Source organism: Arthrobacter sp. 05L428, assembly GCF_056397665.1.
The window spans coordinates 137,479-164,135 of record NZ_JBFTNW010000003.1 but is presented as its reverse complement, the minus strand read 5'-3'; the positions used below and the strand labels follow the sequence as shown (position 1 = coordinate 164,135).

26 protein-coding genes are annotated in these 26,657 nt (G+C 68.5%); 9 read left to right on the top strand and 17 right to left on the bottom strand.

From position 1 onward, the window contains the following. Nucleotides 1–23: 23 nt before the first annotated feature. The 4 genes from AC1DH3_RS09390 to speB all read right to left on the bottom strand — a co-directional run bounded on the left by AC1DH3_RS09390 (nt 24) and on the right by speB (nt 5,596). The gene (locus tag AC1DH3_RS09390) at nt 24–2,102 is read right to left on the bottom strand and encodes an MDR family MFS transporter (protein WP_476909201.1); all 2,079 of its coding nucleotides are present in this window, start codon (nt 2,100–2,102) and stop codon (nt 24–26) included. Between the two features lie 97 nt (nt 2,103–2,199). After that, on the bottom strand, nt 2,200–2,685 hold the full coding sequence (locus tag AC1DH3_RS09385; RefSeq protein WP_441418317.1) for a MarR family winged helix-turn-helix transcriptional regulator: 486 nt from the start codon (nt 2,683–2,685) through the stop codon (nt 2,200–2,202). 158 nt (nt 2,686–2,843) lie between these two features. Next, nucleotides 2,844–4,511 carry a thiamine pyrophosphate-binding protein gene (locus tag AC1DH3_RS09380; RefSeq protein ID WP_476909140.1) on the bottom strand — a complete coding sequence of 556 codons (1,668 nt, stop codon included), beginning with the start codon at nt 4,509–4,511 and terminating at the stop codon, nt 2,844–2,846. Then, nucleotides 4,508–5,596 carry an agmatinase gene (speB, locus tag AC1DH3_RS09375; RefSeq protein WP_476909139.1) on the bottom strand — a complete coding sequence of 363 codons (1,089 nt, stop codon included), beginning with the start codon at nt 5,594–5,596 and terminating at the stop codon, nt 4,508–4,510. The genes AC1DH3_RS09380 and speB overlap by 4 nt, the downstream gene beginning before the upstream one ends. 340 nt (nt 5,597–5,936) lie before the next feature. Between speB and AC1DH3_RS09370 the strand changes: the two genes are divergently transcribed. Then, on the top strand, nt 5,937–6,764 hold the full coding sequence (locus AC1DH3_RS09370; protein WP_476909138.1) for a DUF559 domain-containing protein: 828 nt from the start codon (nt 5,937–5,939) through the stop codon (nt 6,762–6,764). A 187-nt stretch (nt 6,765–6,951) separates the two neighbouring features. Here the strand turns inward: AC1DH3_RS09370 and AC1DH3_RS09365 are convergent, their stop codons facing one another. After that, nucleotides 6,952–7,527, bottom strand: a complete 576-nt coding sequence (locus AC1DH3_RS09365; RefSeq protein ID WP_441418314.1) for a helix-turn-helix domain-containing protein — start codon at nt 7,525–7,527, stop codon at nt 6,952–6,954. A 279-nt stretch (nt 7,528–7,806) separates the two neighbouring features. On the opposite strand from AC1DH3_RS09365, the gene AC1DH3_RS09360 reads away from it, so the two are divergent. Next, nucleotides 7,807–9,333, top strand: a complete 1,527-nt coding sequence (locus AC1DH3_RS09360) for a sodium:solute symporter family protein (protein ID WP_441418313.1) — start codon at nt 7,807–7,809, stop codon at nt 9,331–9,333. Nucleotides 9,334–9,480: 147 nt separating this feature from the next. Here AC1DH3_RS09360 and AC1DH3_RS09355 read toward each other — a convergent pair whose 3' ends face one another. Further along, nucleotides 9,481–9,714, bottom strand: coding sequence for a hypothetical protein (locus AC1DH3_RS09355; RefSeq protein WP_441418312.1), 234 nt, complete (start codon nt 9,712–9,714; stop codon nt 9,481–9,483). A 301-nt stretch (nt 9,715–10,015) separates the two neighbouring features. Here AC1DH3_RS09355 and AC1DH3_RS09350 point away from each other — a divergent pair, with 301 nt between their 5' ends. Together AC1DH3_RS09350 and AC1DH3_RS09345 are read left to right on the top strand one after the other, a co-directional pair. After that, a complete protein-coding gene (locus tag AC1DH3_RS09350) occupies nt 10,016–11,191 on the top strand; it encodes a VIT1/CCC1 transporter family protein (RefSeq protein ID WP_476909137.1) in 1,176 nt (391 codons plus the stop codon). Then, a complete protein-coding gene (locus AC1DH3_RS09345) occupies nt 11,191–12,126 on the top strand; it encodes a matrixin family metalloprotease (RefSeq protein ID WP_476909136.1) in 936 nt (311 codons plus the stop codon). The genes AC1DH3_RS09350 and AC1DH3_RS09345 overlap by 1 nt, the downstream gene beginning before the upstream one ends. 38 nt (nt 12,127–12,164) lie before the next feature. Here AC1DH3_RS09345 and AC1DH3_RS09340 read toward each other — a convergent pair whose 3' ends face one another. Beyond that, nucleotides 12,165–13,298, bottom strand: coding sequence for an LOG family protein (locus AC1DH3_RS09340; RefSeq protein WP_476909135.1), 1,134 nt, complete (start codon nt 13,296–13,298; stop codon nt 12,165–12,167). Nucleotides 13,299–13,307: 9 nt separating this feature from the next. Continuing rightward, complete coding sequence (locus AC1DH3_RS09335; RefSeq protein WP_476893114.1) at nt 13,308–13,802, bottom strand: SRPBCC family protein; 495 nt, start codon at nt 13,800–13,802, stop codon at nt 13,308–13,310. Between the two features lie 53 nt (nt 13,803–13,855). Here AC1DH3_RS09335 and AC1DH3_RS09330 point away from each other — a divergent pair, with 53 nt between their 5' ends. Continuing rightward, nucleotides 13,856–14,641 carry a gamma-glutamyl-gamma-aminobutyrate hydrolase family protein gene (locus AC1DH3_RS09330; protein WP_441418307.1) on the top strand — a complete coding sequence of 262 codons (786 nt, stop codon included), beginning with the start codon at nt 13,856–13,858 and terminating at the stop codon, nt 14,639–14,641. Here the strand turns inward: AC1DH3_RS09330 and AC1DH3_RS09325 are convergent. After that, complete coding sequence (locus tag AC1DH3_RS09325) at nt 14,638–15,900, bottom strand: MFS transporter (RefSeq protein WP_476909134.1); 1,263 nt, start codon at nt 15,898–15,900, stop codon at nt 14,638–14,640. The genes AC1DH3_RS09330 and AC1DH3_RS09325 overlap by 4 nt on opposite strands. Before the next feature lie 173 nt (nt 15,901–16,073). Between AC1DH3_RS09325 and AC1DH3_RS09320 the strand changes: the two genes are divergently transcribed. The 3 genes from AC1DH3_RS09320 to AC1DH3_RS09310 all read left to right on the top strand — a co-directional run bounded on the left by AC1DH3_RS09320 (nt 16,074) and on the right by AC1DH3_RS09310 (nt 17,475). Beyond that, nucleotides 16,074–16,523 (top strand): MarR family winged helix-turn-helix transcriptional regulator, encoded by a 450-nt coding sequence (locus AC1DH3_RS09320; RefSeq protein WP_476909133.1) that lies wholly within the window; start codon nt 16,074–16,076, stop codon nt 16,521–16,523. 116 nt (nt 16,524–16,639) lie between these two features. After that, nucleotides 16,640–16,996 carry an ArsR/SmtB family transcription factor gene (locus AC1DH3_RS09315; protein ID WP_441418304.1) on the top strand — a complete coding sequence of 119 codons (357 nt, stop codon included), beginning with the start codon at nt 16,640–16,642 and terminating at the stop codon, nt 16,994–16,996. After that, entirely contained in the window at nt 16,993–17,475 is a 483-nt protein-coding gene (locus tag AC1DH3_RS09310; RefSeq protein WP_476909132.1) for an SRPBCC family protein, read from the top strand. Before AC1DH3_RS09315 ends, AC1DH3_RS09310 begins: the two co-directional genes overlap by 4 nt. Here AC1DH3_RS09310 and AC1DH3_RS09305 read toward each other — a convergent pair. The 8 genes from AC1DH3_RS09305 to AC1DH3_RS09270 all read right to left on the bottom strand — a co-directional run bounded on the left by AC1DH3_RS09305 (nt 17,433) and on the right by AC1DH3_RS09270 (nt 25,635). Continuing rightward, on the bottom strand, nt 17,433–18,233 hold the full coding sequence (locus AC1DH3_RS09305) for a triose-phosphate isomerase family protein (protein WP_441418302.1): 801 nt from the start codon (nt 18,231–18,233) through the stop codon (nt 17,433–17,435). The genes AC1DH3_RS09310 and AC1DH3_RS09305 overlap by 43 nt on opposite strands. Before the next feature lie 38 nt (nt 18,234–18,271). Beyond that, on the bottom strand, nt 18,272–19,618 hold the full coding sequence (locus tag AC1DH3_RS09300; RefSeq protein ID WP_476909131.1) for an MFS transporter: 1,347 nt from the start codon (nt 19,616–19,618) through the stop codon (nt 18,272–18,274). 87 nt (nt 19,619–19,705) lie between these two features. After that, nucleotides 19,706–20,473 (bottom strand): SDR family NAD(P)-dependent oxidoreductase, encoded by a 768-nt coding sequence (locus AC1DH3_RS09295; RefSeq protein WP_441418300.1) that lies wholly within the window; start codon nt 20,471–20,473, stop codon nt 19,706–19,708. 35 nt (nt 20,474–20,508) lie between these two features. Further along, on the bottom strand, nt 20,509–21,462 hold the full coding sequence (locus tag AC1DH3_RS09290) for a 3-hydroxyacyl-CoA dehydrogenase family protein (protein ID WP_441418299.1): 954 nt from the start codon (nt 21,460–21,462) through the stop codon (nt 20,509–20,511). Further along, nucleotides 21,459–21,977: a ribose-5-phosphate isomerase gene (locus AC1DH3_RS09285; RefSeq protein ID WP_476893120.1), complete on the bottom strand. Its 519-nt coding sequence runs from the start codon at nt 21,975–21,977 to the stop codon at nt 21,459–21,461. Before AC1DH3_RS09285 ends, AC1DH3_RS09290 begins: the two co-directional genes overlap by 4 nt. Before the next feature lie 12 nt (nt 21,978–21,989). Continuing rightward, entirely contained in the window at nt 21,990–23,711 is a 1,722-nt protein-coding gene (gene dhaL / locus AC1DH3_RS09280) for a dihydroxyacetone kinase subunit DhaL (RefSeq protein ID WP_441418298.1), read from the bottom strand. Between the two features lie 62 nt (nt 23,712–23,773). Beyond that, nucleotides 23,774–24,772: a sugar phosphate isomerase/epimerase family protein gene (locus AC1DH3_RS09275; RefSeq protein ID WP_441418297.1), complete on the bottom strand. Its 999-nt coding sequence runs from the start codon at nt 24,770–24,772 to the stop codon at nt 23,774–23,776. Nucleotides 24,773–24,930: 158 nt separating this feature from the next. After that, nucleotides 24,931–25,635, bottom strand: a complete 705-nt coding sequence (locus tag AC1DH3_RS09270) for a GntR family transcriptional regulator (protein ID WP_441418296.1) — start codon at nt 25,633–25,635, stop codon at nt 24,931–24,933. A 240-nt stretch (nt 25,636–25,875) separates the two neighbouring features. On the opposite strand from AC1DH3_RS09270, the gene AC1DH3_RS09265 reads away from it, so the two are divergent. Next, nucleotides 25,876–26,631: a ZIP family metal transporter gene (locus AC1DH3_RS09265; RefSeq protein ID WP_441418295.1), complete on the top strand. Its 756-nt coding sequence runs from the start codon at nt 25,876–25,878 to the stop codon at nt 26,629–26,631. Nucleotides 26,632–26,657 lie beyond the last annotated feature (26 nt).

Genomic DNA, 26,657 nt, shown 5'->3' with positions numbered 1-26,657 from the left:
CGGGACCGCATTCGTGGGGTCGTTTACTCGCCGCGGTGCCGGCCCTGCGTGGCGATGTAGTCGGCCGCCGCGCGCTGGAGCTTGCGTTCCTTGGCGAGCTGGCGCCGCAGGGTGGTGAGTTGCTCCGCCACCCGGGCTTGTTCGGCCGCGATCGCGCGCTGTTCCGCCGCCTGCTCGTGGACGGCACGCAGGGCATCCGCCAGCTGCACCTGCTGTTCGGCCAGCAACCGCTGGGTCTGGAGGAGCAGTGGCACGACGTCGGCGTCGTCGGCGCGCGCCTCGGCCACCATGGTCCGGGCCCGGAGCCGGGCGCCTTCACGCTCGGCCCTGGCTTCGCCGTCACTGTTCTGGCGGTTGTCCGCACCCAGCCGCGCGGCGTCCGGGAACCGGGACCCGGTGGCGCGCTGCCGGCTCAGGACCTCGATGAACTCGCGGTCCAGGTCGACGATGCCGGTCTCGGCGGAGTCGTGCCCTGGCGTGGGAGCCGCGGCGGGCCCCGCTGCGGGGCCGGAAGCGGCGGCGGCGCGGGCAGCCACCCCGGCGGCAGCTTCGACGTCGGCGGCGGTTCCGGAACCGGTAACGGCGGCGGAGGCCGAAGCTTCCGGTCGGATGTCGACGGTGCGGCGGAGCGGCTTTTCCTTGATGAACAGGATGGCCACCAGCGCCACGAGACCGATGATGGCGGAGATCAGGAAGACCTCTGCGATCGCGTCACCGTAGGCGGCCCGCATGATGTCGCGGATCGGTGCGGGCATGTCCTTGAGGTCCATGCTGGCCCCTGTGGATCCTGCCGGGACCTTGATCCGGGCGGCAGCGAGGCCTTCCACGGCCAGATCCTTGACCCGGTTGCCCAGCACGGCGCCGAGGACCGAGACCCCGATGGCGCCGCCGACGGACCGGAAGAAGGCTACCGAGGCGCTGGCCGTGCCGATGTCCTTGGCCTGGACCGTGTTCTGGACGGCAAGGACGAGGTTTTGCATCAGCAAGCCCAGCCCGACGCCGAGGATGGCCGTGTAGATCCCGGTCAGCCAGAGCTCGGTTGTGTGGTCCATGCTGCCGGCCAGGCCGAGGCCGCCGATCAGCGCGACGGCGCCCGCGACCAGGTAGCGCTTCCACTTGCCGGTGCGGCTGATCAGCTGGCCGGAGAGCACGGAGCCGATCAGGTTGCCCGCGATCATGGGCAGCGTGAGCAGGCCGGCTTCGGTGGGGGTGGCACCGCGGGCCACCTGGAAGTACTGGCCCAGGAACGTCGAGGAGCCGAACATGCCGACACCGACGGCCACGGAGGCGAGGATTGCCAGGGCGGTGGTGCGCTCGGAGATAATCTTAAGCGGGATGATTGGCTGGGCCACCTTGGATTCCACCAGCACCAGCAGGCCCAGGAGCACAATGCCGCCGCCCACCATGGCGACCGTCTGCCAGGACCACCAGTCGTAGTAGTCCGGGTTGCCGGCGAAGGAGACCCAGATCAGCAGCAGGCTGACGCCGGAGGTCAGCAGGATGGAGCCGAGCCAGTCGATCTTGGCGGGGCGCTTGACGTGCTGGATCTTCAGTGTGACCTGCAGCAGGATCAGGGCGACGACGGCGAGCGGGACACAGACGAAAAAGGTCCAGCGCCAGCCGAGCGGGCTGTCGACGATGAAGCCGCCGAGCAGCGGGCCGCCCGCCGTGCCGACGGCCATGACGCCGCCCATGTAGCCGGAGTACTTGCCGCGGTCGCGCGGCGGGATCATCGAGCCGATGATGGCCTGCGCCAGGGCGGTGAGGCCGCCCATCGCGATGCCCTGGATGACGCGGGCGGTCAGCAGCAGCGGGATGGTCTCGGACAGGCCCGCCATGACGGAGCCGGCCACGAAGATCACGATGCTGAGCTGGACGAGGACCTTTTTGTTGAAGAGGTCCGCGAGCTTGCCCCAGATCGGGGTGGTGGCCGCGTTGGCCAGCAATGCGGCCGTGATGACCCAGGCGAAGTCCGTCTGGGTGCCCTTGAGTTCGGACATGATGGTCGGCAGCGCGTTCGCAACGATGGTGCTGCTCAGGATGGCAGTGAAGAACGCCGCCAGCAGGCCGGTCAGCGCTTCCATGATCTGCCGGTGGCTCATGGCCGCCTGCGGTTCGTGGTGCGGTTGCGGTGCGGGGGCCGCTTGCGCGGTGGTGGCCGGGTACGGCCCGGCGGCGGCAGCGTGGCTGGCCATAGATTTACTCCTCAACAAAGTTGGTCGTGTCGGCGGATCCGGCCGTCTTTGCCCGGGCTGAACTCCTGAGGGATTCAGCTAGTTTCTTCAAGGTGCGCGAGGTCTCTTCGACGTCGTCCTCGCTCCAGTCCTGCAGGAAGCCCTGCAGCGTGGCGGCGCGCTGCGCCTCGATGGAGCGCAGTTTCTCGGTCCCGGCCGACGAGAGCGCGATGAGCTGCGCCCGGCCGTCCTCGGGATCCGGCCGCCGGACCACGTAGCCCTGCTCGAGCAGTTCGGCGAGGTGCCGGCTGAGCACGGGGGCGCTGACGCCCAGCCGCTCCGCGAGCTGCGTGGCTCGGGTTTCGCCCTCCCCCACAAAGCGCAGGACGCCCTGCAGCGCGACGCCGGTATCGTCGCCGCGAAGGTTCGCCGCGGCGACGCACCGGACGGCGCGCTGGAGATCGAAGATTTGGTGGACCAGCTTGGCTGCAGTGGTCGATGCAACTGACATGTTTGGAAGCCCCTTACTTACTTGCCTGAAGCAACAATACAATAAATTGATTGCTTTGGGAAACTAAGAAGCCTCGACGGGGAGCGCACCCATACACAAAAGGGCCCCGGATCCGTGAGGATTCGGGCCCTGTTGTGTTCGTTCGTTGGGATGGGGGTTTAGACGTCCAGGTGCGTGGGGGCGAACATCTTGAGCAGGGTTTCGACGACGACGACGTTCGGCCCGTCCGCCGCGAAGCCCGCCTTCAGCGCGTCACCGACGTCCTCGGGGGCCACCCGGACCGCCGGGACGCCGAAGGCCTCAGCCAGTTTCACGAAGTCGGGGCGGGCCAGCTCGGTGGCAGTGGCTTTGCCGAAGGCGCCCACCATGTACTCGCGCAGGATGCCGTAGCCGCCGTCGTCGACGATCAGCCAGGTGACCGGAACGTTGTGCTGCTTGGCGGTGGCCAGCTCGGAGATCGAGTACATCGCCGAGCCGTCGCCGGACACCGCGAGCACCCGGGCCGAACCGCCCGGTTTACCGGTGGTCTCCAGCCCCACGGCGCCGCCGATTGCCGCCGGGAAGCCAAAGCCGAGGCCGCCGGCGCCCTGGGCGGAGTGGAACTGGCCCTCGCGGGCGTCCCAGCAGCTCCAGGCCCAGTAGGCGGAGATCGTCATGTCCCAGAACGTCTGCATCTGCGCAGGAACGGCTTGGCGGATGTCGGCCATGAACTTCAGTTCCTTGGCGAGGTCCTGCGATTCCAGCCGGGCCTTTACCTTGGCCAGGGTCTCTTTGACCATGCTCTCAGCCGAACTGCCGTGCCAGTCGGGGCGGGCGTCGGCCGGTGCGGCTGCCAGGGCCTCGTCGAGGGCTGCGAGAGCCTGGCCGGCGTCGGCACGGATGCCCAGGCCCGGACGGTTGGACTCGAGCACCCGCGGCTCGGCGTCGATCTGGATGATCCGGCCGCGGGGTTCGAAGGTGAAGTAATTGGAGGTGACCTCGCCGAGCGAGGAGCCGATGACGATCAGCACGTCGGCGTCCTCGAGCAGCTCCGTCATGTACTGGTCCTCGATCCAGGACTGGAGCGAGAGTTCATGGTTCCAGGGGAACGCGCCGTTGCCGCCGGGAGTGCAGATCACCGGCGCGTGCAGCTTCTCCGCGAGGGACAGCAGCGACTTCTCCGCGTGGCCGCGGCGGGTGCCGCCGCCGGCGATGATGGCCGGACGCTTCGCCTCCGCAAGCCATTTCGCGGCTTCACGAACCAGCTCCACGCGGGGCGGGTTATCCGCGGCTTCGGCGAGTGCATCCTCCACCGGGGGCACCATGATCGGGTCCAGCAGGACATTCTGCGGGATTTCGATCCACACCGGGCCCTGCGGTGAGGAGATGGCCTCGGTCCAGGCGTCCTGGATGGCCGAGGGGATGCCGGAGGCGTGCTGGATCAGCCGCTGGCTCTTGGTGACGTTGGCGGCCGAGGCTTTCTGGTCATCGAGCTGGTGCAGCATGCCCTTGCGCCGCGCCCCGAGGCCGTCGAGCGGAATCTGGCTCGCCACGACCACCATCGGCACCCCGGTGGCGTAGGCCTCCTGCAGGCCGGCCAGGGAGGTCAGGGCCCCGGGGCCGGTGGAGAGGAACAGGACACCGACCTCGCCGGTGGCTCGGGAGTAGCCGTCGGCGGCGAAGGCCGAGTTGTTCTCCACCCGCGAGGAGACGAAGTGCAAGTTTCCGCGGCCCATCGCGTCGAAGAGACCGAGGGCGTGCTGGCCGGGGATGCCGAAGACGGTCTTGGCGCCGAGCGCCTCGAGGGTTTCAACGACGAGGTCGCCGCCGTTGCGCACGCCGGTCACTGGGAGGCCCCGGTTTCGACCGGCTGGGCTGCCGGAGCGGCGAAGCCGGCCGGACGGCGGGACTCGTGGCCGAGGGCCTGCGCGGCGTAGCCGTTGGGCGCGCCGGTCCGGTCGCCGTCGACGGCGCTGTCGGCCATCAGGGTGACGAGTTCGTAGGCGACATGGCTGGCGGCGACGCCGGTGATCTCGGCGTGGTCGTACGCCGGGGCGACCTCGACGACGTCGGCCCCCACCAGGTTCATGCCGCGGAAGCCGCGGATGATCTCCAGCAGTTCGCGGCTGGTGATGCCGCCGGCTTCCGGGGTTCCGGTGCCGGGCGCGTGGGCGGGGTCGAGGACGTCGATGTCGACGGAGATGTAGAGCGGGCGGTTGCCGATCCGGTCGCGGACCTTGGCGACGGTTTCCAGCACGCCCTGGTAGTAGACATCGGCGGAGGTGACAATGCCGAAGCCGAAGCGGTGGTCGTCGTCGAGGTCCTTCTTGCCGTAGAGCGGGCCGCGGGTGCCGATGTGGCTGATTGCCTCGGTATCCAGGATGCCTTCCTCGACGGCGCGGCGGAAGGGGGTGCCGTGGGTGTATTCGGCGCCGAAGTAGGTGTCCCAGGTGTCCAGGTGCGCGTCGAAGTGAAGCATGGCGACGGGCTGTCCGGCGCGTTCGGCGGCGGCGCGAAGCAGGGGCAGCGCGATGGTGTGGTCTCCGCCCAGCGTCAGCAGCTTGCCGCCAGAAGCGGTCAGGTCCAGCGCGTTCTGCTGGATGGTTTCGATGGCCTCGTTGATGTTGAACGGGTTGACGGCCATGTCCCCGGCGTCGGCGACCTGGATGTTCTCGAAGGGGCTGACGTCCCAGGCCGGGTTGTACGGCCGCAGCAGCCGGCTGGCTTCACGGACGTGGTTGGCGCCGAAGCGCGCGCCGGGGCGGTAGGAGACACCGGAGTCAAAAGGAACGCCGACCACCGTGACGTCAGCCTTGGCCACCTGGTCCAGCCGCGGCAGGCGGGCAAAAGTGGCGGCGCCGGCGTAGCGCGGGATGCGGGAGGAATCGATGGGGCCAAGGTTGCCATTGGCCTCGATGCGCAGCTCTTCCAAGGGAGGAGTCTCCTTCGAGGGTTGTCCGACGGGTGTGACTGCCATCATACACTCGGAGTTGTCTGCTGCGCATCAGTTGTTTACCAACGATGGCGACTGAGCTCGCGCTCGGACCGGCAGCGAGCGCTCCCTCCCAGTTCTTGGGTCGCGCAGCGTGCGCCGCCGCGGCCGGTCCTCGGCTTTCCGGGCTTTCCACGGCCACCGGGGCCGGCCGGGCCTGGAGAACTGGGCGGGAACGCGGCCGCCGACGGGTCCGGGCGGGCCAGGGCGCCCTCGGGGTTTGTCCAGATAGCCCGGTTGCCGGGTGTCGCCGGACCGGTCACGCCCCTGTACTGGCCTGATGGACCTCCTCGACTACCTCGGCCGGGTGGGCGGCGTCGCCCGGACCGGCCAACTCCTGGCTGCCGGCTTTTCCCGAACGGACGTTGCCCGGCTGCCTGACGACGGCGTGCGCCAGCTGCGGCGGGGCGTATTTGTCCTTCCCGGATGCGCTCCCGAGTTCGTAGCCGCACTCCGGCACAATGCCCGGGTCAGCTGCGCCAGCGCCGCCGGGCACTACGGCCTCTGGTTGCGTGAACCGCCGGACCGGCACCACCTCGCCTGCAACCACGGCCACGGATCCGGCTTCATCAGACACAGGACCGTCAGGTTCGAGGGTCATGCGACACTACCGCTGGCGGCGGTCGAGGACGTGGTCCTGCACGCCATGAGCTGCCTCGCTCCCCCGGCGTCGACGGCGATGGCGACCTCGGCGCTACGGCTGCATGGTGTGCCGCTGGAGTTGCTGAAGGGCGAGCTCCCGGGCAAAAGATCCGGACCGGTGCGCACTGCACTGCATCTCCTGGACCTGCGGGCCGAATCCATTGTCGAGGTCGACGCCCAGCACCTCTTCAAAACCAACGGAATCGGCTACGACGCCCAGAACTACCTGCCCGGAATTGGCCGGGTGGACTTCCTGCTCGACGGATTCCTCATCGTGGAGGTGGACGGCTTCGCGTTCCATTCCAACCGCGACGCGCTCCGCCGCGACCTGGGCCGGAACAACGCATCGACCCTGCACGGGTTTGCCGTGCTCCGGTACATGCCCGAACACATCTGGTTCGAGCCGCAACGTGTCCTGGCCGAGATCCGGGCCGTGCTGGGCCGGGGCCCGCAGTCTGCCCGCTGACGTTCCAGCCTGCCCGCTGACGTTCCAGCCCAGTTCTTCGACGTCGGACTCCCGCGCTGCAGCGTCGACCCGCGGAACTCCGGGGCTCGCCTCGGCCAGGCACTAGCCGGGGAGCCAACAACCGGGCAGGAACGCAGCCGGCCCGGGCAGCGCGGCCGCCTGGCGGGTCCGGCCGGGCCTGGAGAACCTACCGGCTCGCGGCCGGAACCAGCACCCAGAGCACCTCAACGGGCTCGTCGCTGGGGTTGATCCAGGTGTGCGGCTCGCGGCCGGGGAAGGTCACGGTGTCTCCGGTTCCCAGCTCGAACTCCTCGTTGGTCAGGATGAGCCGGATGCTGCCCTTGACCACATGGAGCACATCGACGTCGCAGTCCACGGCGTACAACTCGGATTCGCCGCGCCCGCGGGGCTCGATCACGGCCTGGATGATCTGCACCCGGCGCTCGGAGCGGGCGGTGAGCAGGCGTTCCACGATCCCTTCGCCGCCGAGCGAGATCCGGGGGCCCTCGCCCTGCTTGGTGAGGTGGGTTTCCGGCGCGGCAAACAGCTCGCCGATCGAGATGGAGAGGACCTGGCACAGCGTCACCAGCGAACTCACGGAAGGCGAGGTGAGATCACGCTCGACCCTGCTGAGGAAGCCTTTGGTCAGGCCGGTGGCATCAGCGACCTGTTCGATGGTGAGCCGTTGAGACTGCCGGGCGGCACGGATCCTGGAACCGATGGCAACGGGAACGTTGCTCGGTTCTACGGGTAGAGCCTTCATAAGGGAACCTTTCACGGCCGGCCGCGCGGCCCCATCATTGGAGCCAATCCTAGCCGCAGACCGGCACCGGGATGCCCGGAAGGACACGCCGCGGAAAGACCTTGACTGTTACCCCCGTCACAACTTACTGTTTGGCAACAACTGTTGCCTATTGGGCAATGGAGGGAGTCTCACCGGCTGCCCTCCCGCAATCTACCGTCAAGCAGTAACGGACGCCGGCCGCAAGGTTGCGGCCCGGACGCCCTGCGCTGCTTCCGAACAGCTCCAAGGAGCCCCCTTATGGACGCAAGTTTCGTCAACATCGCCATCGTGGTGGTGTACCTCATCGCCATGCTGGCCTTCGGCTGGTGGGGCAAGTCCCGCACAAGGAACAACAGCGACTTTCTGGTGGCAGGTCGCCGGCTCGGGCCTTTCCTGTACACCGGCACCATGGCCGCCGTCGTCCTTGGCGGCGCCTCGACAGTCGGCGGCGTGGGCCTCGGCTACAAGTTCGGTATCTCCGGCATGTGGCTCGTGGTCGCGATCGGCGCCGGGGTGCTGCTGCTCAGCCTGCTCTTCGCCAGCACCATCCAGAAGCTCAAGATCTACACGGTCTCCCAGATGTTGACCCTGCGCTACGGCAGCCGGGCCACCCAGACCTCGGGGATCGTCATGCTCGCCTACACGCTGATGCTCTGCGCCACCTCCACAGGCGCGTACGCCACAATCTTCGTCGTCCTCTTCGGCTGGGACCGGGCGCTGGCCATCGCCATCGGCGGCGCCATCGTCCTGGTCTACTCGACCATCGGCGGCATGTGGTCCATTACCCTGGCCGACCAGGTGCAGTTCGTGATCAAGACGGTCGGTATTTTCCTGCTGATGCTGCCGTTCACACTCAACGCCGCCGGCGGCCTCGACGGCATCCGCAGCCGCGTGGATGCCAGCTTCTTCCAGATTGACGGCATCGGCGTCCAGACGATCATCACCTACTTCGTCGTTTACACCCTCGGCCTGCTGATCGGCCAGGACATCTGGCAGCGCGTGTTCACCGCCAAGACCCCCACGGTCGCGCGCTGGGGCGGCGCGACGGCCGGCGTCTACTGCATCCTCTACGGTGCCGCCGGCGCCCTGATCGGCCTGGGCGCCCGGGTCGCCCTGCCCGACATCGACGTCAAAGCGCTCGGCAAGGACGTGGTCTACGCCGAGGTCGCGACCAACCTGCTGCCGATCGGCATCGGCGGCCTGGTGCTCGCCGCGGCCGTTGCCGCCATGATGTCCACCGCCTCCGGCGCCCTGATCGCCGCCGCAACCGTGGCCCGCGCCGACGTCCTGCCCTTCGTCGCCGGCTGGTTCGGCAAGACCATCAATACCGACGACACGGACAACCCGGAGCACGACGTCAGGGCCAACCGCTTGTGGGTGCTGGGCCTGGGCGTCGTCGCGATCGTGATCGCCATCATCACCAAGGACGTCGTCGCGGCGCTCACCATCGCCTACGACATCCTCGTGGGCGGCCTGCTGGTCGCGATCCTTGGCGGCCTGGTGTGGAAGCGCGGCACCGGGGTGGCTGCGGCTGCCTCGATGGCCGTCGGGTCGGTCCTGACCCTCGGCACCATGATCGTGCTGGAGATCAATGCCGAGGTCCCGCTGGACGGCATCTACGCCAACGAACCGATCTACTACGGCCTGCTGGCCTCCGCGGTGGTCTACGTCGCGGTCTCACTGCTGACCAGGCCGACGGATCCCGCGGTGATGAAGAACTGGCACGACCGTGTTGCCGGCGACGCCACGGAGGAACAGGAAAAGGTCCCGGCGCTGAGCCACTAGTCCACGCCTGAGCACATGCCCGGCCCGGGAAAGCGGGCCAGGCAGCACCGGCTCCCACAACAACGACGGCGGTGCCTCCCACCCGGGGAGGCACCGCCGTCGTACTGTCCGGATTGTTGCTGAAACAGCCGGTCTGACGCGGGCCGTCTACTCTTCTTCCTCGGCTTCACGGAACTCGTCCGTATCGGCAGGCACTATCGGCTGGTCGTCTCCGAGGAAATCCTCCGCATCGAGCGGGACGTTCCGGTCTGCTTCTTCGAGCAGCTCCTCGTCCACGGTCTCCGCATCGCCGACCGGGGCATCCTCGGCAAAGTCGTAGGCAGGATCAGACTCGACGGAGTCCCTGGCCGGCTGGGCGGCCTGTGGTCCGGTGTTGTCCATGGTGCGACCTCCGTGCGCTCGGGCTGCGGCAGTGGTCTTCAAGCCGCCCGGGCCCTCAGGCTCACGCCCGGAAACGGCCGGACGGGCCTGCCGAAGAACCCGCCCTGATCTTTATTCGAACACCGCCGGCGGTGGGGGTCAAGGGCCGTCCTGCCCGGACGCCGCCGGGCAGTAAGGGTGCTTACTTTACGGCGTACCGAAACTTTCCACTGAGGATTGCCAGCCGAAAATCCGCGGAATTACGGGGTACGCTGGAGTCGCAATGGGGCCGAACCATGCCCCATCAAGCCCAGGAGTTTACGTGTCTCAGCACGCCCCATCTGACCCAAACCATTCTGCCCACAGCCCCTCCGCGGGATCCCCGCCGCGCCCGACGGCAAGCCTCACGGCAAGTCCCGCCGCCACCTCGGCGGACATCAAGCGCTGGCGGCAGTACCTCGCCGACGAACGCGCCGAGGCATCCGTCTACCGCGACCTCGCACAGAACCGCAGCGGCGAGGAACGCGACATCCTGCTCGCCCTGGCCGAAGCCGAGGGACGCCACGAGGCGCACTGGCTGCAGCTCCTCGGCGAACATGCCGGCCGGCCGCGCCCCGCCTCGCTCCGCAGCCAGTTCCTCGGTTTCCTGGCCCGGCATTTCGGCTCCGTGTTTGTCCTGGCCCTGGCGCAGCGCGCCGAGAGCCGCTCCCCGTATGCGAACGACCCCAACGCCACGCCGGCCATGGTTGCCGACGAGCAGATTCACGAGGAAGTAGTCCGCGGGCTGGCCACACGCGGCCGCAACCGCCTCGCCGGGAGCTTCCGCGCCGCGGTGTTCGGCGCCAACGACGGGCTGGTCAGCAACCTCTCCCTCGTCATGGGCATGGCCGCCTCCGGCGTGGGCAGCTCCGTGGTCCTGCTCAGCGGTGTGGCCGGCCTGCTGGCCGGGGCCCTGTCGATGGGAGCCGGCGAGTTCATCTCCGTGCGTTCCCAGCGTGAGTTGCTGGCCGCCACCCGCCCCACCCAGGTCACGCTCGCGGCTGCGCCGTCGCTGGACATCGAACACAACGAACTCCTGCTCGTCTACCTGGCCCGCGGCATGTCCCGGGAGGCGGCCGAGCACCGCGTCTCCGAGCGCATGGGGCTGCTGGACTGCGACTGCGATCCGAGTCTTTCATTGCGGCCGGAACTTCCCGAGACGGAGGACCAGCACGAGGCCGTGGGCACAGCCTGGAGTGCCGCGGCGTCGAGCTTCTGCTTCTTCGCCTCCGGCGCGATCGTGCCGATCATCCCGTTCCTGTTGGGCATGACCGGGATCGCCGCCCTCGTGGTCTCCGCCGTCCTGGTGGGGATCGCGCTCCTGCTGACCGGCGGTGTGGTCGGCCTGCTCTCCGGCACCTCCCCTGCCAGCCGCGCATTCCGCCAGCTCGCCATCGGCATCGGTGCGGCCGCTGTTACTTATCTTCTGGGCATGGTGTTCGGCGCGGTGGTCGCCTAGTGGACGATCCCGGGTTCCGGGACCGCTCCCCGCGGCACAGCCGCGCCCGCAGTGCCGTCAGGGTGGTCCGGAACCTTGCGGCTGTCATCCTGATCGCCGGAGCGGCCTTCCTGTCGGCCGGGCTGGTGTACGGCGACCCGCGTTTTGTCGGGCTCTTCGAGTTCAACGGCGGAGCCGACGCCAAGCCGGCCAGCGCCCCGGCGAGCCACCCGACGGCCAGTCCGGCGGGCAGGAAAGCCGGAATCCCCGAAGATGAATCGCAAATGGCTGTTCCACCGCCCGGTTACGAGGAGCAGGACCAGCCCCTGGGACAGCCGCAGACGCCGCCGTCCGCCAGCAAGTCCTATAAGTTCCTGGCCACCAACGCCGACGGCGGCCCGGTGGGCTACTCCCCCTGCCGGCCCCTGCACTATGTGGTCAACTCCGCCCTGGCCCCCAGGGGCGCCGGGCCGCTGGTGGAAAACGCGATCAGGACCATCTCCGAGGCGACCGGAATCAAGTTCGTCAACGACGGCCCCACCACGGAGGCCCCGTCCCAGTCCCGCGCGCCGTACCAGAAGGCGAGATACGGCGAGCGCTGGGCTCCCCTGCTGATCGCCTGGACCACCCCGGAGCAGGCGCCGCAACTCAAGGGTGCCGTGATCGGCACCGGCGGCAGCACCCACTTCAGCTTCGGTGACGGCCCCAAGAGCTTCGTCACCGGCAGCCTGGAACTGGACGCGCCGCAGATCACGCAGGACCTGGACCGCGGGGACAGCTCGGCGTATGCCACGGCGGTGATCCTGCATGAGCTGGGCCACGTGATGGGCCTGGAACATGTGGACGACCCCACGCAGCTGATGTACCCCGAGATCGGCGCGCCGGACGGGCTGGCCGCCGGGGACCTGAACGGCCTCTACGAGCTTGGCCACGCCCCCTGCCGCAAGGACCTCTAGGCCCCTGGGCACGCCGGCCCCTTGAGCGCCGCGGGCTCCTAGCGTTCCAGCACCGCGAGGGCTTCGTCGACCGTGTCCACCAGGAAGATCCGGTTTTCCATCCGCCGGCCCGCGGCCAGGCTCTGCAGCAGGGGCCAGGCCGGGAACCTGCGCAGCCAGTGCTCCTCGCCCACCAGCACCATGGGCGTGATGGTCTCCGGGGCGCCGTAGTAGTTTTCGCAGGCGTCCTGGAAGATCTCCTGCACGGTGCCGCCGGATCCCGGCAGGAAGATGATCCCGCCGTTGCACAGCTCGAGCAGGACGGCCTCGCGGATCGCGTTGGCGAAGTACTTGGCGATGTGCGTGGCGAAGAAGTTGGGCGGCTCGTGGCCGTAGAACCAGGTGGGAATCCCCAGCGACGGCGTGCCGTCCGGATGGCGTTCGACGACGGCAGCCGCTGCCCGCGCCCATGCCGACACCGAGGGCCGGAAGCCGGGCACGACGGCGAGCTCAGTCAGCGCCCGCTGGAAATCCGTTTCGTCCGCCGCGCTGAGGTAGGCGCCCAGGTTAGCCGCTTCCATGGTGCCCGGGCCGCCGCCGGTGGCGACCACCCTTCCGTTCCGCGCCAGCAGGCGGCCCAGCAGCGCTGCCTCGGTGAAGCCGGCCGAGCCGCGGCTCGCGGCATGGCCACCCATGACGCCCACCATGGTTCGGCCAAGGCACAGCTCCGACCGGGTCAGCTCTTCGAGCGCATCACCGATCGAGTGGTCATGGAGGGCCGCGGCGAGCGTCGCGTCCAGGCGGTGCCGCTGGCCCGGGCGGATGCTCCACTGGTAGACCCTGGCGTCCAGGGTGTCCTCGTAGCGGGCCTGCGCTATGCCCGCGTAGAGCTCCTGCGGCGTGTAGAGCCGGCCGCGGTAGGGGTTGAACGGGACCTTTTCCAGCTTGGGAAAGATCAGGGCGCCGCGGCCGCGCAGTGAATCTTCCACGCCCTCATCGAAGGTGCAGCCCAGGAAGATGGCACCCTGCGCGTCGAGGGACTCCAGCGGCTCCCGGCGGCCACGCAGGTCCAGCGACTGGACGTGCCAGCCGTGCATGGACCGCGCGCCTGCCGCCACCAGCCGGTCGAAACTGCCGGCGCTTTCGACCTCAAGGGTGCGCGGACTCGGATGCAGGCTGCGGGCGGCGCTCATCCGGCGGCCCTAGTGAAGCTGGTCCGGGGCGGGTCCGGAACCGGCTGCGGCTTCCGAGGTCATGTAGGCGTCGAGCTTGGCGAGGGTCTGCTCGATGCTGGCCGGGTGGCGGCGGGGGTAGCCGGCCAAGCGGAGGAGGATCCTGGCCCGCACTTCCCGCGCGTCCCACTGCTCGGTGACCAGGGTGCCGGGATTTCCGGCGGCGTCGGCGACCGGATTCAGCAGGTAGCGCCAGACGTGGCCGCCGAAGTGCCGCCACGCGATCCGCCGGCCCTCCTCGAACTCACAGACCGTGTTGAGGATCTTGTAGTCCATCTTGATATTCATTTCCATGCCGAACTTCGCGCCGAGCGCCAGCCGTTCGGGACCGCGCGGCTGGGCACCCTTCACTGTGCCCGAGCCGTCGATGACGCTGTGCAGTGCGGGTGTGGCAAGCACTTCGAAGATGGCTTCCGGAGCGGCCGCGATGAAGCGGCTGCGGGACACGAGATATCTGTTGGTCATCCGGCAATCCTAGCCCTGCGTTGCGATGCGGAACCGGTGGTGCAAAATGAGTCATGCAGATTCCAGCACGGCCCTCCGGCGGCCGCCCCCGCATCGGCCTTCCGGTCCGGCTCAGCAGCTCCCTGGACCCCGATCCCAGGGTGGGCGAGGCCAACGGACTATTTGACTACATTGTTGAGCTGGTGCGCGAGGGCGGCGGCGAGCCCGTGCCGCTGACCAGCGCCGGGGGACTTGGCGGGCTCGACGGCGTCGTACTTCCGGGCGGCGGCGACCTGGACCCCCGGCTCTACGGGGAGGAGGACAGCGGAACCTGCTACGACGTCAACCAGGAGCAGGACGAGCTGGATCTCGCGGTGGCCCGGCAGTGCATCGACGTCGGACTGCCGGTGCTGGGCATCTGCCGCGGGCACCAACTCCTGAATGTGCTCTACGGCGGAACCCTCATCCAGGACATGGACCCGGGCACCGTGTCGCACCGCGAGCCGGATCCCGTCCATGGCTCGGGCCCGTGGGCCTGGCACGAGGTCGGGATCGCCGGAGGCTCGAAGGTGGCCGGGTTGTACGGCAACACCGGACCCGCCGCGGGGTCCGGCGCTGCAGCCGCAGTCACGGTCAAGATTGCCTCCGGCCACCACCAGGCCGTGGCCCGCGTGGCCGAGGGACTCGTCGTGACCGCGGTGGCCGACGACGGGACAGTGGAGGCCCTGGAAGATCCGGAGCGCTGGGTGGCCTCGGTGCAGTGGCATCCGGAGGCCCTTGAGCTTCCCGCCGAGGAGCGGCAGGCCCCGTTCCGCGCCTTCGTGGAGCTCTGCCGGAGCCGTGCGGCGGCCGCTGGTTAGAGCCGCTGCAGCGCGGCGTCTTCCCGCGCGTCCTTAGTCTCGCTGGCAGCCGGCCCGGCCACGGCCGCCGCGAGGCGTCCGGCGTCGTGCTTGGCGGAACCCTTGCCGTCGCCCTTCTTGGCAGCAACGGCGGCGAACGCCATCACCACCAGGCCCAGCAGGGTGATTCCGGCGCCCGCCCAGATCGGCGAGGTGTAGCCGAGGCCGGCCGTGATGGTCACGCCGCCCATCCACGCGCCCAGGGCATTGCCGACGTTGAACGCGCCGATGTTGGCGCCGGAGGCCAGGGTGGGCGCACTGTCGGCGTACTTCATGACGCGCATCTGCAGCCCGGGCACGGTGGCGAAGCCGAAGCCGCCCAGCAGCACCATGGAGGCGATGGTCATCGGCTGGTTGGCCGAGGTGAGGGCGAAGACGACGAGCACCAGGACGAGGGCGGCCAGCACCACGAGCAGGGTGCGGTCCACGTTCCGGTCCGCTGCCTTGCCGCCGACGGTGTTGCCGATGAAGAGGCCCACGCCGAAGATGATCAGCAGCCACGGCACGGTGGCCGCCGAGAAGCCGGTGACCTCGGTGAGGGTGAACGCGATGTAGGTGAAGGCGCCGAACATGCCGCCGTAGCCGAGAATGGTCACGAAGATGGACAGCCAGACCTGGCCGGACCGGAAGGCCCGGAGCTCGCCCCGCAGTCCGCCAGCGGCAGCTTCACCCGCCCCGGTCTTCGGCACCAGGGCAAGGATTCCCACGAGGGCCAGTACGCCGATCCCGGTGATGGCCCAGAACGTGGACCGCCAGCCGGCGGCCTGGCCGAGCATGGTGCCAAACGGCACGCCCAGGACGTTGGCCGCCGTCAGCCCGGTGAACATGATGGCAATGGCGCCGGCTTTCTTGTTCGGGGCGACCATGCTGGCGGCCACTACCGCGCCGATCCCGAAGAACGCGCCGTGGGCCAGTGCGGCAATGATCCGGCCGACCATCATCAGGGCGTAGTCCGGCGCGACCGCGGAGACGAGATTGCCCGCGATGAACAGCACCATGAGCACAGCAAGGACAGGTTTGCGTTCGAAGCGCGACACTGCGGCGGTCAGGAGCAGCGCTCCCACCACGACGGCGAGCGCGTAGCCGGAGATCAGCCATCCGGCGGTGGCCTCGGTGACGCGGAAGTCTGCGGCCACTTGAGGCAGCAGGCCCATGATGACGAACTCGGTGAGTCCGATTCCGAACCCGCCGAGGGCGAGTGCTATCAGGCCGATAGGCATGGCTGAGCTCCTTCAAAACTGTACGGGGGGATGTGCGAAGCGTAAGCTAGTAGTTGCAGACGCGTTATTTATTGCTGCACACGCAAGTATAGCGCGCAAGCAACTACTTTTGTGGGCTGTCCGCACTTCGCCGTTCGGAGCGCGGCTGCCCGAGCTGAAAGGGAGCACAACAGATGGGCATCAAAGACGACGCCGTCGAGGTCCGGGCGCAAGGCTGGCGGACCCTCGCGGCGCTGCACGGGCTGATCGAAGCGGAGCTGGAGCGCTCGCTGCAGAGCGAGGCGCAGCTCTCGGTAGTGGAGTACACGGTGCTGGACGCGCTGAGCCGGCAGGACGGCTGGCACATGCGGATGCAGCAGCTTGCCCGGGCCACGGCCCTGAGCCCCAGCGCCACCACCCGGCTGGTCAACCGCCTCGAGGAGCGCAGCCTGCTCACCCGGATCCTGTGCGCGGACGACCGCCGCGGGATCTACACCGAGCTCACGCCCAGCGGCATCGAGCTACTGGAGCAGGCGCGGCCCGTCCACGACCACACGCTGGAGCGCGCCCTGGCCCAAGCGCAGGAGGTTCCAGAGCTCGCCCCGCTGGTGGACGCGCTCCCCCGGTTGCACGCGGCAGTCTGAACCTCTTGCCAGCCCGCAGGGTCAGGGCTAGCCTTAAACAACCAGCAGGTTGATCAACGTATGCATTGAATAATGGCAGTTGAATAACCGGCAGTTGAATAACGGAGCTTGACCACATGGCCGACGACGAACACCTCGACACCGCCTTCCTGGCGCTTGCCGATCCCGTCCGCCGCCGCATCATCGCCCGGCTCAGCCGGGGCCCGGCCACGGTCAACGAATTGGCGGAACCCTTCGCGATCACCAAGCAGGCGGTCTCGAAGCACATCCAGGTCCTCGAGCAGGCGGGGCTCGTCACGCGCACGCGGGACGCCCAGCGCCGGCCCGTCCACCTGAACCCCGCACGGCTGGAGGCGCTCACCGCCTGGATCGACCAGTACCGGCTGGTCCGCGAGGAGCAGTTCCGCAGCCTCGACGCCGTGCTCCGATCCCAGGCCGCCGCGCGCGGCACCCAGGCAAAGGACTCATCATGAGCAACGCCCTGAAACTCACGGTTCCGGAAGGACTGCCCTTCATCGACTTCGAGCGGGAGTTCGACTTTCCCGTGGCGGACGTCTTCCGGGCCCACAAGGAACCGGAACTCGTCGCCCAGTGGCTCGGCCCCCGGCGGATCACCATGGACGTGGACCACTACGACTTCCGCACCGGCGGCAGCTACCGTTACACGCACACGGGGCTCGACGGCGTCGCGCACCGGTTCAGCGGCGTCTTCCACACCGTCCGGGAGAACGACTTCGCGGTCCAGACCTTCGAATACGGCGGCTACCCGGACGTGGTGAGCATCGAGTTCCTCACCTTCCGGGACCTCGGCGGCGGCCGCACCCGGCTGAGTGCGCATGCCGTCTACCCCAGCATGGAAGCCCGTGACGGCATGGCGCAGTCCGGGATGGAAGGTGGCCTGACCGAGGGCTACGAGCGGCTCGAAGAGCTGCTGGCCGGCGCGAAGGTCTGAAGCGCTTCGTCCAGCACCCGGCCGAGGTTCGAGGCGTCGTGCGCAAAGCGGCCCAGGAATAACCCGTCGGCGGACGCCAGCTGCGGCAGCAGCCCGGGTCCGGCGCTGCCGCCGTAAATGATGGGACACGGCGCGCCGAGCCCTTGGCGGATCAGCTGCACCACCGCGTTGACGTACGTGGGCGCGGCGGGCTGGTCCGCCCCGATCGCCCAGACCGGTTCGTAGGCCAGGACCAGACGGGGCGTCAGCGACTCGTCGCCCCCGGTCGCGGCCCGGACCTGGCGCAAACAGAAGGCCGCGGCCTCCTCGGGGCCCAACGTGCCGGGCTCGCCGATGCAGAGCAGCGGCGTGAGCCCGGCGTCGACGGCTGCCCGGACCTTGCGGGCCACGACGTCGTCGTTCTCGCCGAACAGTGCCCGGCGCTCCGCATGGCCGAGCTCCACCAGCGAGACGCCGAGTTCGGCCAGCATGCCCGGGCTGACCTCCCCGGTCAGCGCCCCGTCCCCCCAGGCGCAGTTCTGTGCGCCAAGGAGCGCCGGCGAGCCGGCCAGGATTTTCCCGGCCTCGGCCAGGACCGGGAAGGACGGGATGACGAACACCCGGACGTCCCGGCCCGCGGCCAGGGCGGGCCGGGCGTCCACCACGGCGCGCACCTCCGAGAGCCAGCGCAGGCTTTCCTGATAACCCAGGTACATCTTGGTGCTGACACCGATGTACAGGGGGTCGACGGCGGCGCTGGTGCCGGAGGTGCGGCTCATGGGTCTCCTTTAGCTGGGGCTGGGCGGCCGGACCGGATCTAGTCCAGCAGCTCGTCCGCCTTGTTGCTGAACCGCCGGGTGGCGAACATCATCGCCGCCGCCACGAAGGGCAGCACACCCAGGGCGTAGACGCCCATCGAACCCGTGGGCGAATGCGTGGCCTCGTTCACCGCCGTCCGCAGGATCGGGGCGACGAAGCCGCCCAGGTTGCCCAGCGAGTTGATCAGGCCGATGCCCGCCGCCGCGGCGGAGCCGGCGAGGAACGCCGTCGGGTAGGACCACACCACCGGGCCGACCGCGAGGAAGCTGCAGACCGCCAGGGTAATGAAGATCATGCCCAGCACCGGCTGGTGGTTGGTTCCGGCCCAGGCCGAGCCGAAGATGCACAGGCCGGTCGAGATGAACAGCGCGGTGCCGAACTTGCGCCGTTTGGCCACCGTGTTGGCGGCCTTGCCGATGAAGTAGCAGGAGAAGATGCCGAAGAACCAGGGCACGGCGATCAGCAGGCCGACGGCGAGGCCCACCTTCTGCCCGGTCAGGGACGAGACCTGCTGCGGCAGGAAGAACGTCACGCCGTAGACCGCGATCTGCAGGCAGAAGTAGATCGCGGTGAAGTACCAGACCCGGCCGTTGCGCATGGCGGCGAGGATGCCGCGGGGGCCGTGCTCGTCCTTGATGTTGTCCTCCAGCGCCATGACTTCCTTGAGCGCGAATTTCTCCTCACTGCTGAGGAACTTAGCCTTGGCCGGACCGTTGATCAGGAAGAAGAAGGCCGCGATGCCGGCCAGGACGGCGAGCAGGCCCTCGACAAAGAACATGACCTGCCAGCCGCGCAGTCCCGGAACCTGGTCACCGATGTTGATCAGCCAGCCGGAGAGCGGATTGCCGATCATCTGGGAGAACGGCTGGGCCAGGTAGAAGATGGCGAACATCTGCACGCGCACCTTGTTAGGGAACCATTCGGCGAGGTACATGATCACGCCCGGGAAGAGCCCGGCCTCGGTGACACCGAGCAGGAAGCGCAGGATCACAAACGAGGTCTCGCCCTGCACGAAGGCGAAGCAGGCCGAGACAATGCCCCAGGTGATCGCGATCCGGGCCAGCCAGATCTTGGCGCCCACCTTCTTGAGCAGCAGGTTGCTGGGAATCTCGAAGATCGCGTAGCCGATGAAGAAGATGCCGGCACCAAGGGCGAAGGCCGCAGCGGACACGCCCTTGTCCGCACCCAGGGCGGCCTCGGCGAAGCCGACATTGGTCCGGTCCAGGAACGAAACGACGTACAGAATGACCAGCATCGGCATGAGCCGGCGGGCCGCCTTGGAGATCGCGGACTTCAGGACCGGACGGGCCAGAAGCTCCTTGGATGTAGCGGTGGTTACGGACACAGCACTCTCCTTCGAGTGATGAGGTGGGGTGGTTCCCCCGCGGGCCGGCGGCCCGCGGTTTCTGCTGGCTCCCGCGGTCGGGAGCCGTCAGTGCATGTACAGGCCGCCGTCGACGTTGAGCGTCTGCCCGGAGATGTAGCCTGCGTCCTCGCCGATCAGGAAGTGGATCGCGGCCGCAATGTCGCGGGTGCTGCCCACGCGGTTCACCACCAGGTCCTTGACGAGCTCATCCTTGCGTTCCTCGCTGAGCGTCCCGCCCATGATGTCGGTATCGATCGGACCGGGTGAGATGGCGTTGACGGTGATGTCGTACTCGCCCAGTTCGCGGGCGGTGGCACGGGTTAGACCGATGACGCCGGCCTTCGCCACGGAGTACGGGGTCTTGCTGAAGGTTCCGCCGCCGCGCTGGGCGGAGACGGAGGAGATGTTGACGATCCTGCCGAGCCGGTGCTTTACCATCGATTCGGCCGCCCGGCGGGTGGCGTAGTGCACGCCGTTCATGTTGATGTTGAGCACCCGGTCCCACTCGGCGGCGTCGAGTTCCAGGTAGGGCACCGGAGAGCTCACCCCGGCGACGTTGGCCAGCGCTACGAGCTGCGGCAGTTCGGCCTCGATCTCGTCGATCGCGGCGCGGACCGAGGCCTCGTCGCCGATATTGGCGCCGGCGCCGTGGGCTTGCACGCCGTGCTTTTCGGCCAGTTCCTTGGCCAGGGCCTTGCTGGCGGCGTCGTCCAGGTCGATCACGCCGATGTTCCAGCCGCGTTCGGCGAGGTAGTCCGCCGTGGCCCGGCCGATGCCGCGCTCGGAGACGGCTCCGGTCACGATCACGGTGCGGTCTGTGGGGAATGAGGTCATGGAGGTTTCCTTGGGAGGTTAGGGTGAGGGGGTTGTCAGGCGAGGGGCGCGGGGCCCAGTTCCTCGATGAGCTTCTGCATGGCGACGTAGGCCTTGTTCCGGTAGGCCACCAGGGCGGCGGTCCGGTCGGCGGGGACGTTGAGGAAGCCGGAGCCGGTCTTGGTTCCGAGCTGGCCGGCGTCGACTTTTTCCTGAAGGATCTGCGGCGTGGCAAACCGCTCGGGGAAGCCGGTCTGCAGTGACTTGTAGCAGAAGGCGTACACGTCGAGCCCGGCCATGTCCGCGATCGCGAACGGCCCGAAGAACGGCAGCCGGAAGCCGAAGGTGGTGCGGACCATGGTGTCCACATCCTCGGCCGTGGCGATGCCTTCCTCCACAACCTGCGCGGCCTCGTGGAAGAGGGCGTACTGCAGCCGGTTGAGCACGAAGCCGGTGACATCCTTGACGGTCGCGGTTTCCTTGCCGGTCTCCGCCACGATCGCGCGGGCGGCTTCCACGGCGGCCTCGGAGGTACCCGCGTGCGGGATGACTTCCACGCCCGGGATGAACGGCGCCGGGTTGGAGAAGTGGACGCCCAGGAAGCGCTCCGGGTTCACCACGACTTCGGCGAGCTTCGCGATGGAGATGGTGGAGGTGTTGGAGCCGATGATGGCGTCCGGCCGGGCGGCGGCACTGATCCGGCCCAGGGTGCCGTGCTTGATCTCCAGGACCTCGGGTACGGCTTCTTCGATGTATTCGGCGTCCGCGACGGCCTCTTCGATGTCCTTCGCGGCCCAGAGGTTTTCCTTCAGCCGTTCGGTGGAGCCGGCCGGGAACAGGCCGGCTGCGACGAACTCGTCGGATTCCTTGAGCAGCCGCTCGTAGTTGCTCTGGGCGATCTCGGCGGAGACGTCGGCGAGTGCAACGCGGGCTCCCGCGAGGGCCAGCACCTGCGCGATTCCGCCGCCCATGTAGCCGGAACCGACGACGGCGATGTTACGAGGGGTCATGTGGTTTCAATTCCTTCCGGGGCTCCTTCATAGGAGTGGATTGCGTCCACCTTGGCCGCGGATGCGGAGGTGTCGTCGAAGCGGTGGCCCAGCCATTCGCCGACGAGTTTCTTCGCCAGTTCCAGGCCGATGACGCGCTGGCCCATGGTCAGCACCTGGGCGTTGTTGGACAGCACGGAGCGTTCCACGGAGTAGCTGTCGTGCGCGGTGACGGCACGGATGCCGGGGACTTTGTTGGCCGAGATGGCCACGCCCAGTCCGGTGCCGCAGATCAGCAGGGCCCGGTCGGCCTCGCCAGCGGCGACCTTGCGGGCCGCGGCGACGGCCAGGTGCGGGTAGGCGGTGCTGTCGTCCGGTCCGACGCCGACGTCCTCCACGGACGCGACCCGGGGGTCCGCCTCGAGCAGTTCGCGCAGGGCGTTCTTGTATTCGACGCCGGCCTCGTCGTTGCCGACGACAATCCGCCAGCCGGGCTGGGGGTCGGTGGTGCTGTGACTCTGTGTCTCGTGTGACAAGGGATTTCTCCTTCAGCTGCGTTCGATGGAGGCTGCGTAGTCGGCCACCCGGCCGGCGATCAGGCCAAATGACACGGCCCCGGGGTCGGGGTGGCCCAGGCTCTTCTCGGCCAACGGCCTGGCCCGGCCCTTCTTGGGGCTGAGCGACGCCGTGGCTTCGGCGGCCTGGGCGGCCGCGTCGGCCGCGGTCCGCAGGCTGCGGGCCACGCCGTCGCCGTCGTCGATTGCCCGGTTGAAAACGTCAGCGAAGGGAAGCAGCGCGTCCACCATCGTCTTGTCTCCCGCTTCGGCTTTGCCGAGGGTAATGATGGCGTCCCGGAGGGCGTCGACGGCGGCGGCCGCGTCCGCCGGAGTATAGGCGTCCTTGCTGCCGAGGGCCCGGCCGACGGCGGTGACCGCGGCCCCCCAGAGCGCTCCGGAGGTGCCCCCGGCGCGTTCGGCCCACTGCTCGCCGGCCGCCGTGAGGAGTTCCTCCAGTCCGGCGCCGGCCGCGTGCGACTGTTCGGCCGCGGCGACGGCGGCGTCCACACCGCGGCGCATGCCGATGCCGTGGTCGCCGTCGCCGGCGATCGCGTCGAGTTTGCCGAGGGCTTCCTCGTGTTCGACGACGACCGACTGGGCCACCTTGAGCACGCCGACGGCGGTGGCGGCCAGCGAGGTCGACGCCGCCGTGGCAGCCAGCGCGGGCGCTGCTGCGGCGTCGGCCTGCGCGGAGAGGGTCCGGGCCCGGCGCGGAGCCAGGTTGCCCTTGCGGAAGGCTGGGGTGTCGGCCGGTGCGGACCAGAACTTTTCCAGCTCCGCGTCCAGCCAGAACAGCGTCAACGAAAGTCCGGACATGTCCAGGCTGGTGACGAGCTCGCCGCATTCCGGTTCAACGATCTCAAGTCCCGCGGCGGTCAACAGGGCCTCGATCTTCCCGAACAGGAGGAACAGCTCGTCGTATTTGACCGTGCCGAGGCCGTTGAGGATCGGCACCACGCGGCGGCCCGCGGTTTCCGGCTTGTCCTTGAGCAGTCCGTCCACCAGCAGTGCTGCCAGTTCGCTGGCCGTCGGCAACGGCTGTTCGGAGATCCCGGGTTCGCCGTGGATGCCGAGGCCCACGGACATCATGCCCTCTGGCACCGTGAACAGCGGTTCCGCGGCGCCCGGAAGGGTGCAGCCGGCGAAGGCGACGCCCAGCGAGCGCGTGTGGTGGTTGGCCTTGACTGCCAGCCGTTCCACCTCGTCCAGGTCCAGCCCGGCCTCGGCGGCGGCCCCGGCAACCTTGAAGACCGTCAGGTCCCCGGCAATACCGCGGCGTTTGGCGATCTCCTCGAGCGGGGCGCTGGCAATGTCGTCGGTCACCAGCACGGTGCGGGTCTCGATGCCCTCGGCGTTCAGCTTGTCCTGTGCCTGGCCGAAGTGCAGCACGTCCCCGGCGTAGTTGCCGTAGCTCAGGAGCACACCGCCTCCGGACTCCGCGGCCTTGACCACGCGGTAGACCTGGCCCGCGGATGGCGAGGCGAACATGTTTCCGCAGGCGCTGCCCGCGGCCAGTCCGGCGCCGACGAGGCCGGCGAAGGCCGGGTAGTGCCCGGATCCCCCGCCGATCACGAGCGCGACCTGGCCGGCCGGCGTCTCGGTGGAGCGGACAACACCGCCATCCACCCGTGCCACGTACCGGCGGTGGACGGCGGCAAAGCCGTCCAGGGCGTCGTCCGCGAAGCTTGCGGGATCGTCAAATATCTTGGTCATGATTCCTCGTTGAACCGGTTGGAGCGGATGGAACACACGGCAGGACCGGGGGCCCCGCCGGTTTAGAGTGCGGGGACGGCCGCCGGGAGCTGCCGGCCCTGGGCCACCAGGGAAGTGCCGAGCGCGTACCCGTCGCGTTTGGGCAGGACCTGGCGGCGCAGGTAGTCCTGGTTGGCGGCGGTGACGCTGAGGCCGTCCCCGCCGTAGTGCTCGGTGCAGATGATGCCCTGGAAGCCGACGGAGATGGCGAAGTGGAAGGCCTCGCGGTAGCTGATCAGACCGGATTCCATCGGTGCGGGCATGGCGACGTACTGGTCTTTCGCCCGGTTTTCGTCGCGGACGTAGTTCTTGACGTGCCAGTAGTTGGCGTACGGCAGCGTCTTGTGGACCATTTCCCGCCAGTCCTCGATCGGCCGGTGCAGGCGGATCAGGTTGCCGATGTCCGGGTTGAGCCCGACATTGGACAGGCCGATGTCCTGGACCAGTTGCACCGACGAGTCGGCGGTTCCGAGGTAGGTGTCCTCATACATCTCCAGGGAGACCAGGAGCCCGAGCTCGGCCGCGTGCCGGCCGACTTCGCGGATCCGGGTGACAGCCTTCTGCCAGGTTTCCTTGTCCCCCACCGGGTCCTGGTGGCCCTGGACGGTCCAGAACCAGAGCTGTTCGCGCTGGGCGGGAGTCAGGGCCTGGTGCAGGCCGATCGACACGACCTCGCAGCCGAGCTGCGCGGCGGCGTCGAGGGTGCGGTGGGTGTAGGCCAGGTTGTCTTCCCAGTTGGCCTCGTCGATCACACTGCGGCGGATGGCCGAGATGGCCGGGAGGCCGATTCCGGCGTGCCGGGCGGCGGCCGTGAGTTCATCCAGCCGGGCCGGGCTCAGGTCCCCCGGACGCACCCAGCTGTCGGTCAGGTCGGCGTTGGCGAAGCCCGCGTCCGCGACCTCCTCGAACACGCGCTGCCACTCGGCGGCGGGGGCATCCTGGACGGAGGTTCCGTCGGGCCGGATGCCCGGGAACTGCAGCAGGGCCGCGGTGATAGGCCAGTTTTCGGCGGTGTACGACATTGTCACTCCAAATCTTGAATCACATTTCCTATAGGATTCACCCGATAGGAAAGCTTGTCAAGGGTTTTTGTGGATCGGGACGCGGGCCGAACCGGAGGCCGGGGCCGGGCAGCGGGCAGCGGAGGGTGCCGTCGCCCGGCGTAGCCGGCGGGTTTGGCCTAGCTGCGCACTTCGCTGTCGTGTACTTCGCTGTCGTGCTGGGAACGCTGCTTGACCCCTTCGATGTGCGCGATCATCTTCTTCCGCGCCAGGTCGGCGTCGCCGGCCTCAAAGGCCCGCAGGATCTCGGTGTGCTCCGCGATCGCAAAGTCGGCGTCGGTGACGCCGAGGCCGCCGAAGAAGCGGAAGCGCTGCACCTGTCCGCCGAGCGCGTTGTACGCGGAGAGCAGGAACTGGTTGTCCGCGTGCTCCGCGATGAGCCGGTGGAACCGTTCGTCGGCCTCCCAGTAGGCGCGGAACTCGGAAAAGGACGGCCCCCGGGGCGCGGCTTTGAGGTCGTCGATGGCCTGCGCCAGCTGGGCGGTGAGGTCGGCGTCGGCATGGCTGCAGGCCATGAAGGCGTTGGCCGGTTCGATCACCAGGCGCGCGTCCATCAGGTCCGCCAGTTCGTCCGCGGTGAAGAGCGGCGCCACCCGGTAGCCGCGCAGGGCGGTCCGGCGCACCATGCCGGTGGCTTCCAGCCGGGCCAGCGCCTCGCGCACGGGCGTCGGCGAGACGTCCAGTTCCCGGGCCATCCCGTCGATGCTGACCGGGGTGCCGGCTTCGAGCCGGCCGTCCATCAAGGCGATGAGAAGCGCTTCGTAGACGTGGTCGGCGAGGACCTGCCTGCTGACGCCGCGTGCGGCCGGATCCTTGATTGCCATACTGGAATCCTATAGCCGCCCCGCCCCGCGGGACGCCGGCCGTAAGCCTTTCCGGGATCGCTCCCCCGGCTATACCGTCGCCGGGACCGGCGACGGCGCAACTTAGAAAGCATGCTTATATTGTCATGATCGGGGTGCGGCAGCGCTCAGTGGTGACTGGGTCGCCTTGCGGCGCGCCGGGTCGCTGCGCCGTGCAGGCCATGGCGTCATCGTGATGGAAAGAATGGAAGGTGGAACAAGATGCCCACATGGGTGCAGGCCCTGCTATGGGGAACTGTGGCGGGCGCAGCGCTGGTTCTGGGTTCGGCCATTGCCTGGAAGTGGACGATCGCCCCCAAAGTCGTCTCCTCCATCATGTCTTTTGGGGCCGGAGTCCTCATCTCCGCCCTGTCGTTTGACCTCGTCGATGAAGCCGAAAAGGGCGGCGGTCTCTGGCCGACCGTGGCGGGATTCCTTGCCGGAGCACTGGTCTACGTTGGGGCGAACGCGCTGCTGGCCCGGCGAGGAGCCAAACACAGGAAACGCTCCGGCGGAAAGCAACCCTCTGAAAAGGACAAGCCGGGCAGCGGCACCGCGATCGCCATCGGAGCCTTACTGGACGGGATTCCCGAATCCGTCGTCCTGGGGCTCGGTCTCGTCTCAGGAGGATCGGTCAGCACGGCCGTGCTCGCAGCTGTGTTCATCTCCAACGTCCCCGAAGGGCTATCCAGCACAGCGGGGATGAAAAAATCCGGCCGCAGCGCCGGGTACGTCTTTGGCGTGTGGGGAGGCATTGCCCTCATCTCCGGACTGGCGTCGCTGATCGGCTATGCCAGCCTGCAAAACGCTCCGGCGGAGATGGTCGCCTTCATCACCGCAATCGCCGCCGGCGCGATTCTGGCCATGCTTGCCGACACCATGATCCCGGAGGCTTTCGAGGAACACCATGTCCTGACGGGCCTCATTGCAGCTGTGGGCTTCCTGGCGGCCTTCACCATCAGCCAGGCCGGGGGCTGAACACTCCCCCGGCCCGCCGGCAGTCA

What these genes read in the sequence shown, in the direction of transcription:
- dhaL (WP_441418298.1), bottom strand. Translation starts at nt 23,711, where the DNA reads ATGACCAAGATATTTGACGATCCCGCAAGCTTCGCGGACGACGCCCTG.
- AC1DH3_RS09385 (WP_441418317.1), bottom strand. Translation starts at nt 2,685, where the DNA reads ATGTCAGTTGCATCGACCACTGCAGCCAAGCTGGTCCACCAAATCTTC.
- AC1DH3_RS09310 (WP_476909132.1), top strand. Translation starts at nt 16,993, where the DNA reads ATGAGCAACGCCCTGAAACTCACGGTTCCGGAAGGACTGCCCTTCATC.
- AC1DH3_RS09340 (WP_476909135.1), bottom strand. Translation starts at nt 13,298, where the DNA reads ATGAGCGCCGCCCGCAGCCTGCATCCGAGTCCGCGCACCCTTGAGGTC.
- AC1DH3_RS09315 (WP_441418304.1), top strand. Translation starts at nt 16,640, where the DNA reads ATGGCCGACGACGAACACCTCGACACCGCCTTCCTGGCGCTTGCCGAT.
- AC1DH3_RS09390 (WP_476909201.1), bottom strand. Translation starts at nt 2,102, where the DNA reads ATGAGCCACCGGCAGATCATGGAAGCGCTGACCGGCCTGCTGGCGGCG.
- AC1DH3_RS09265 (WP_441418295.1), top strand. Translation starts at nt 25,876, where the DNA reads ATGCCCACATGGGTGCAGGCCCTGCTATGGGGAACTGTGGCGGGCGCA.
- AC1DH3_RS09305 (WP_441418302.1), bottom strand. Translation starts at nt 18,233, where the DNA reads ATGAGCCGCACCTCCGGCACCAGCGCCGCCGTCGACCCCCTGTACATC.
- AC1DH3_RS09330 (WP_441418307.1), top strand. Translation starts at nt 13,856, where the DNA reads ATGCAGATTCCAGCACGGCCCTCCGGCGGCCGCCCCCGCATCGGCCTT.
- AC1DH3_RS09370 (WP_476909138.1), top strand. Translation starts at nt 5,937, where the DNA reads ATGGACCTCCTCGACTACCTCGGCCGGGTGGGCGGCGTCGCCCGGACC.
- AC1DH3_RS09270 (WP_441418296.1), bottom strand. Translation starts at nt 25,635, where the DNA reads ATGGCAATCAAGGATCCGGCCGCACGCGGCGTCAGCAGGCAGGTCCTC.
- AC1DH3_RS09365 (WP_441418314.1), bottom strand. Translation starts at nt 7,527, where the DNA reads ATGAAGGCTCTACCCGTAGAACCGAGCAACGTTCCCGTTGCCATCGGT.
- AC1DH3_RS09295 (WP_441418300.1), bottom strand. Translation starts at nt 20,473, where the DNA reads ATGACCTCATTCCCCACAGACCGCACCGTGATCGTGACCGGAGCCGTC.
- AC1DH3_RS09355 (WP_441418312.1), bottom strand. Translation starts at nt 9,714, where the DNA reads ATGGACAACACCGGACCACAGGCCGCCCAGCCGGCCAGGGACTCCGTC.
- AC1DH3_RS09320 (WP_476909133.1), top strand. Translation starts at nt 16,074, where the DNA reads ATGGGCATCAAAGACGACGCCGTCGAGGTCCGGGCGCAAGGCTGGCGG.
- AC1DH3_RS09360 (WP_441418313.1), top strand. Translation starts at nt 7,807, where the DNA reads ATGGACGCAAGTTTCGTCAACATCGCCATCGTGGTGGTGTACCTCATC.
- AC1DH3_RS09335 (WP_476893114.1), bottom strand. Translation starts at nt 13,802, where the DNA reads ATGACCAACAGATATCTCGTGTCCCGCAGCCGCTTCATCGCGGCCGCT.
- AC1DH3_RS09275 (WP_441418297.1), bottom strand. Translation starts at nt 24,772, where the DNA reads ATGTCGTACACCGCCGAAAACTGGCCTATCACCGCGGCCCTGCTGCAG.
- AC1DH3_RS09325 (WP_476909134.1), bottom strand. Translation starts at nt 15,900, where the DNA reads ATGCCTATCGGCCTGATAGCACTCGCCCTCGGCGGGTTCGGAATCGGA.
- AC1DH3_RS09290 (WP_441418299.1), bottom strand. Translation starts at nt 21,462, where the DNA reads ATGACCCCTCGTAACATCGCCGTCGTCGGTTCCGGCTACATGGGCGGC.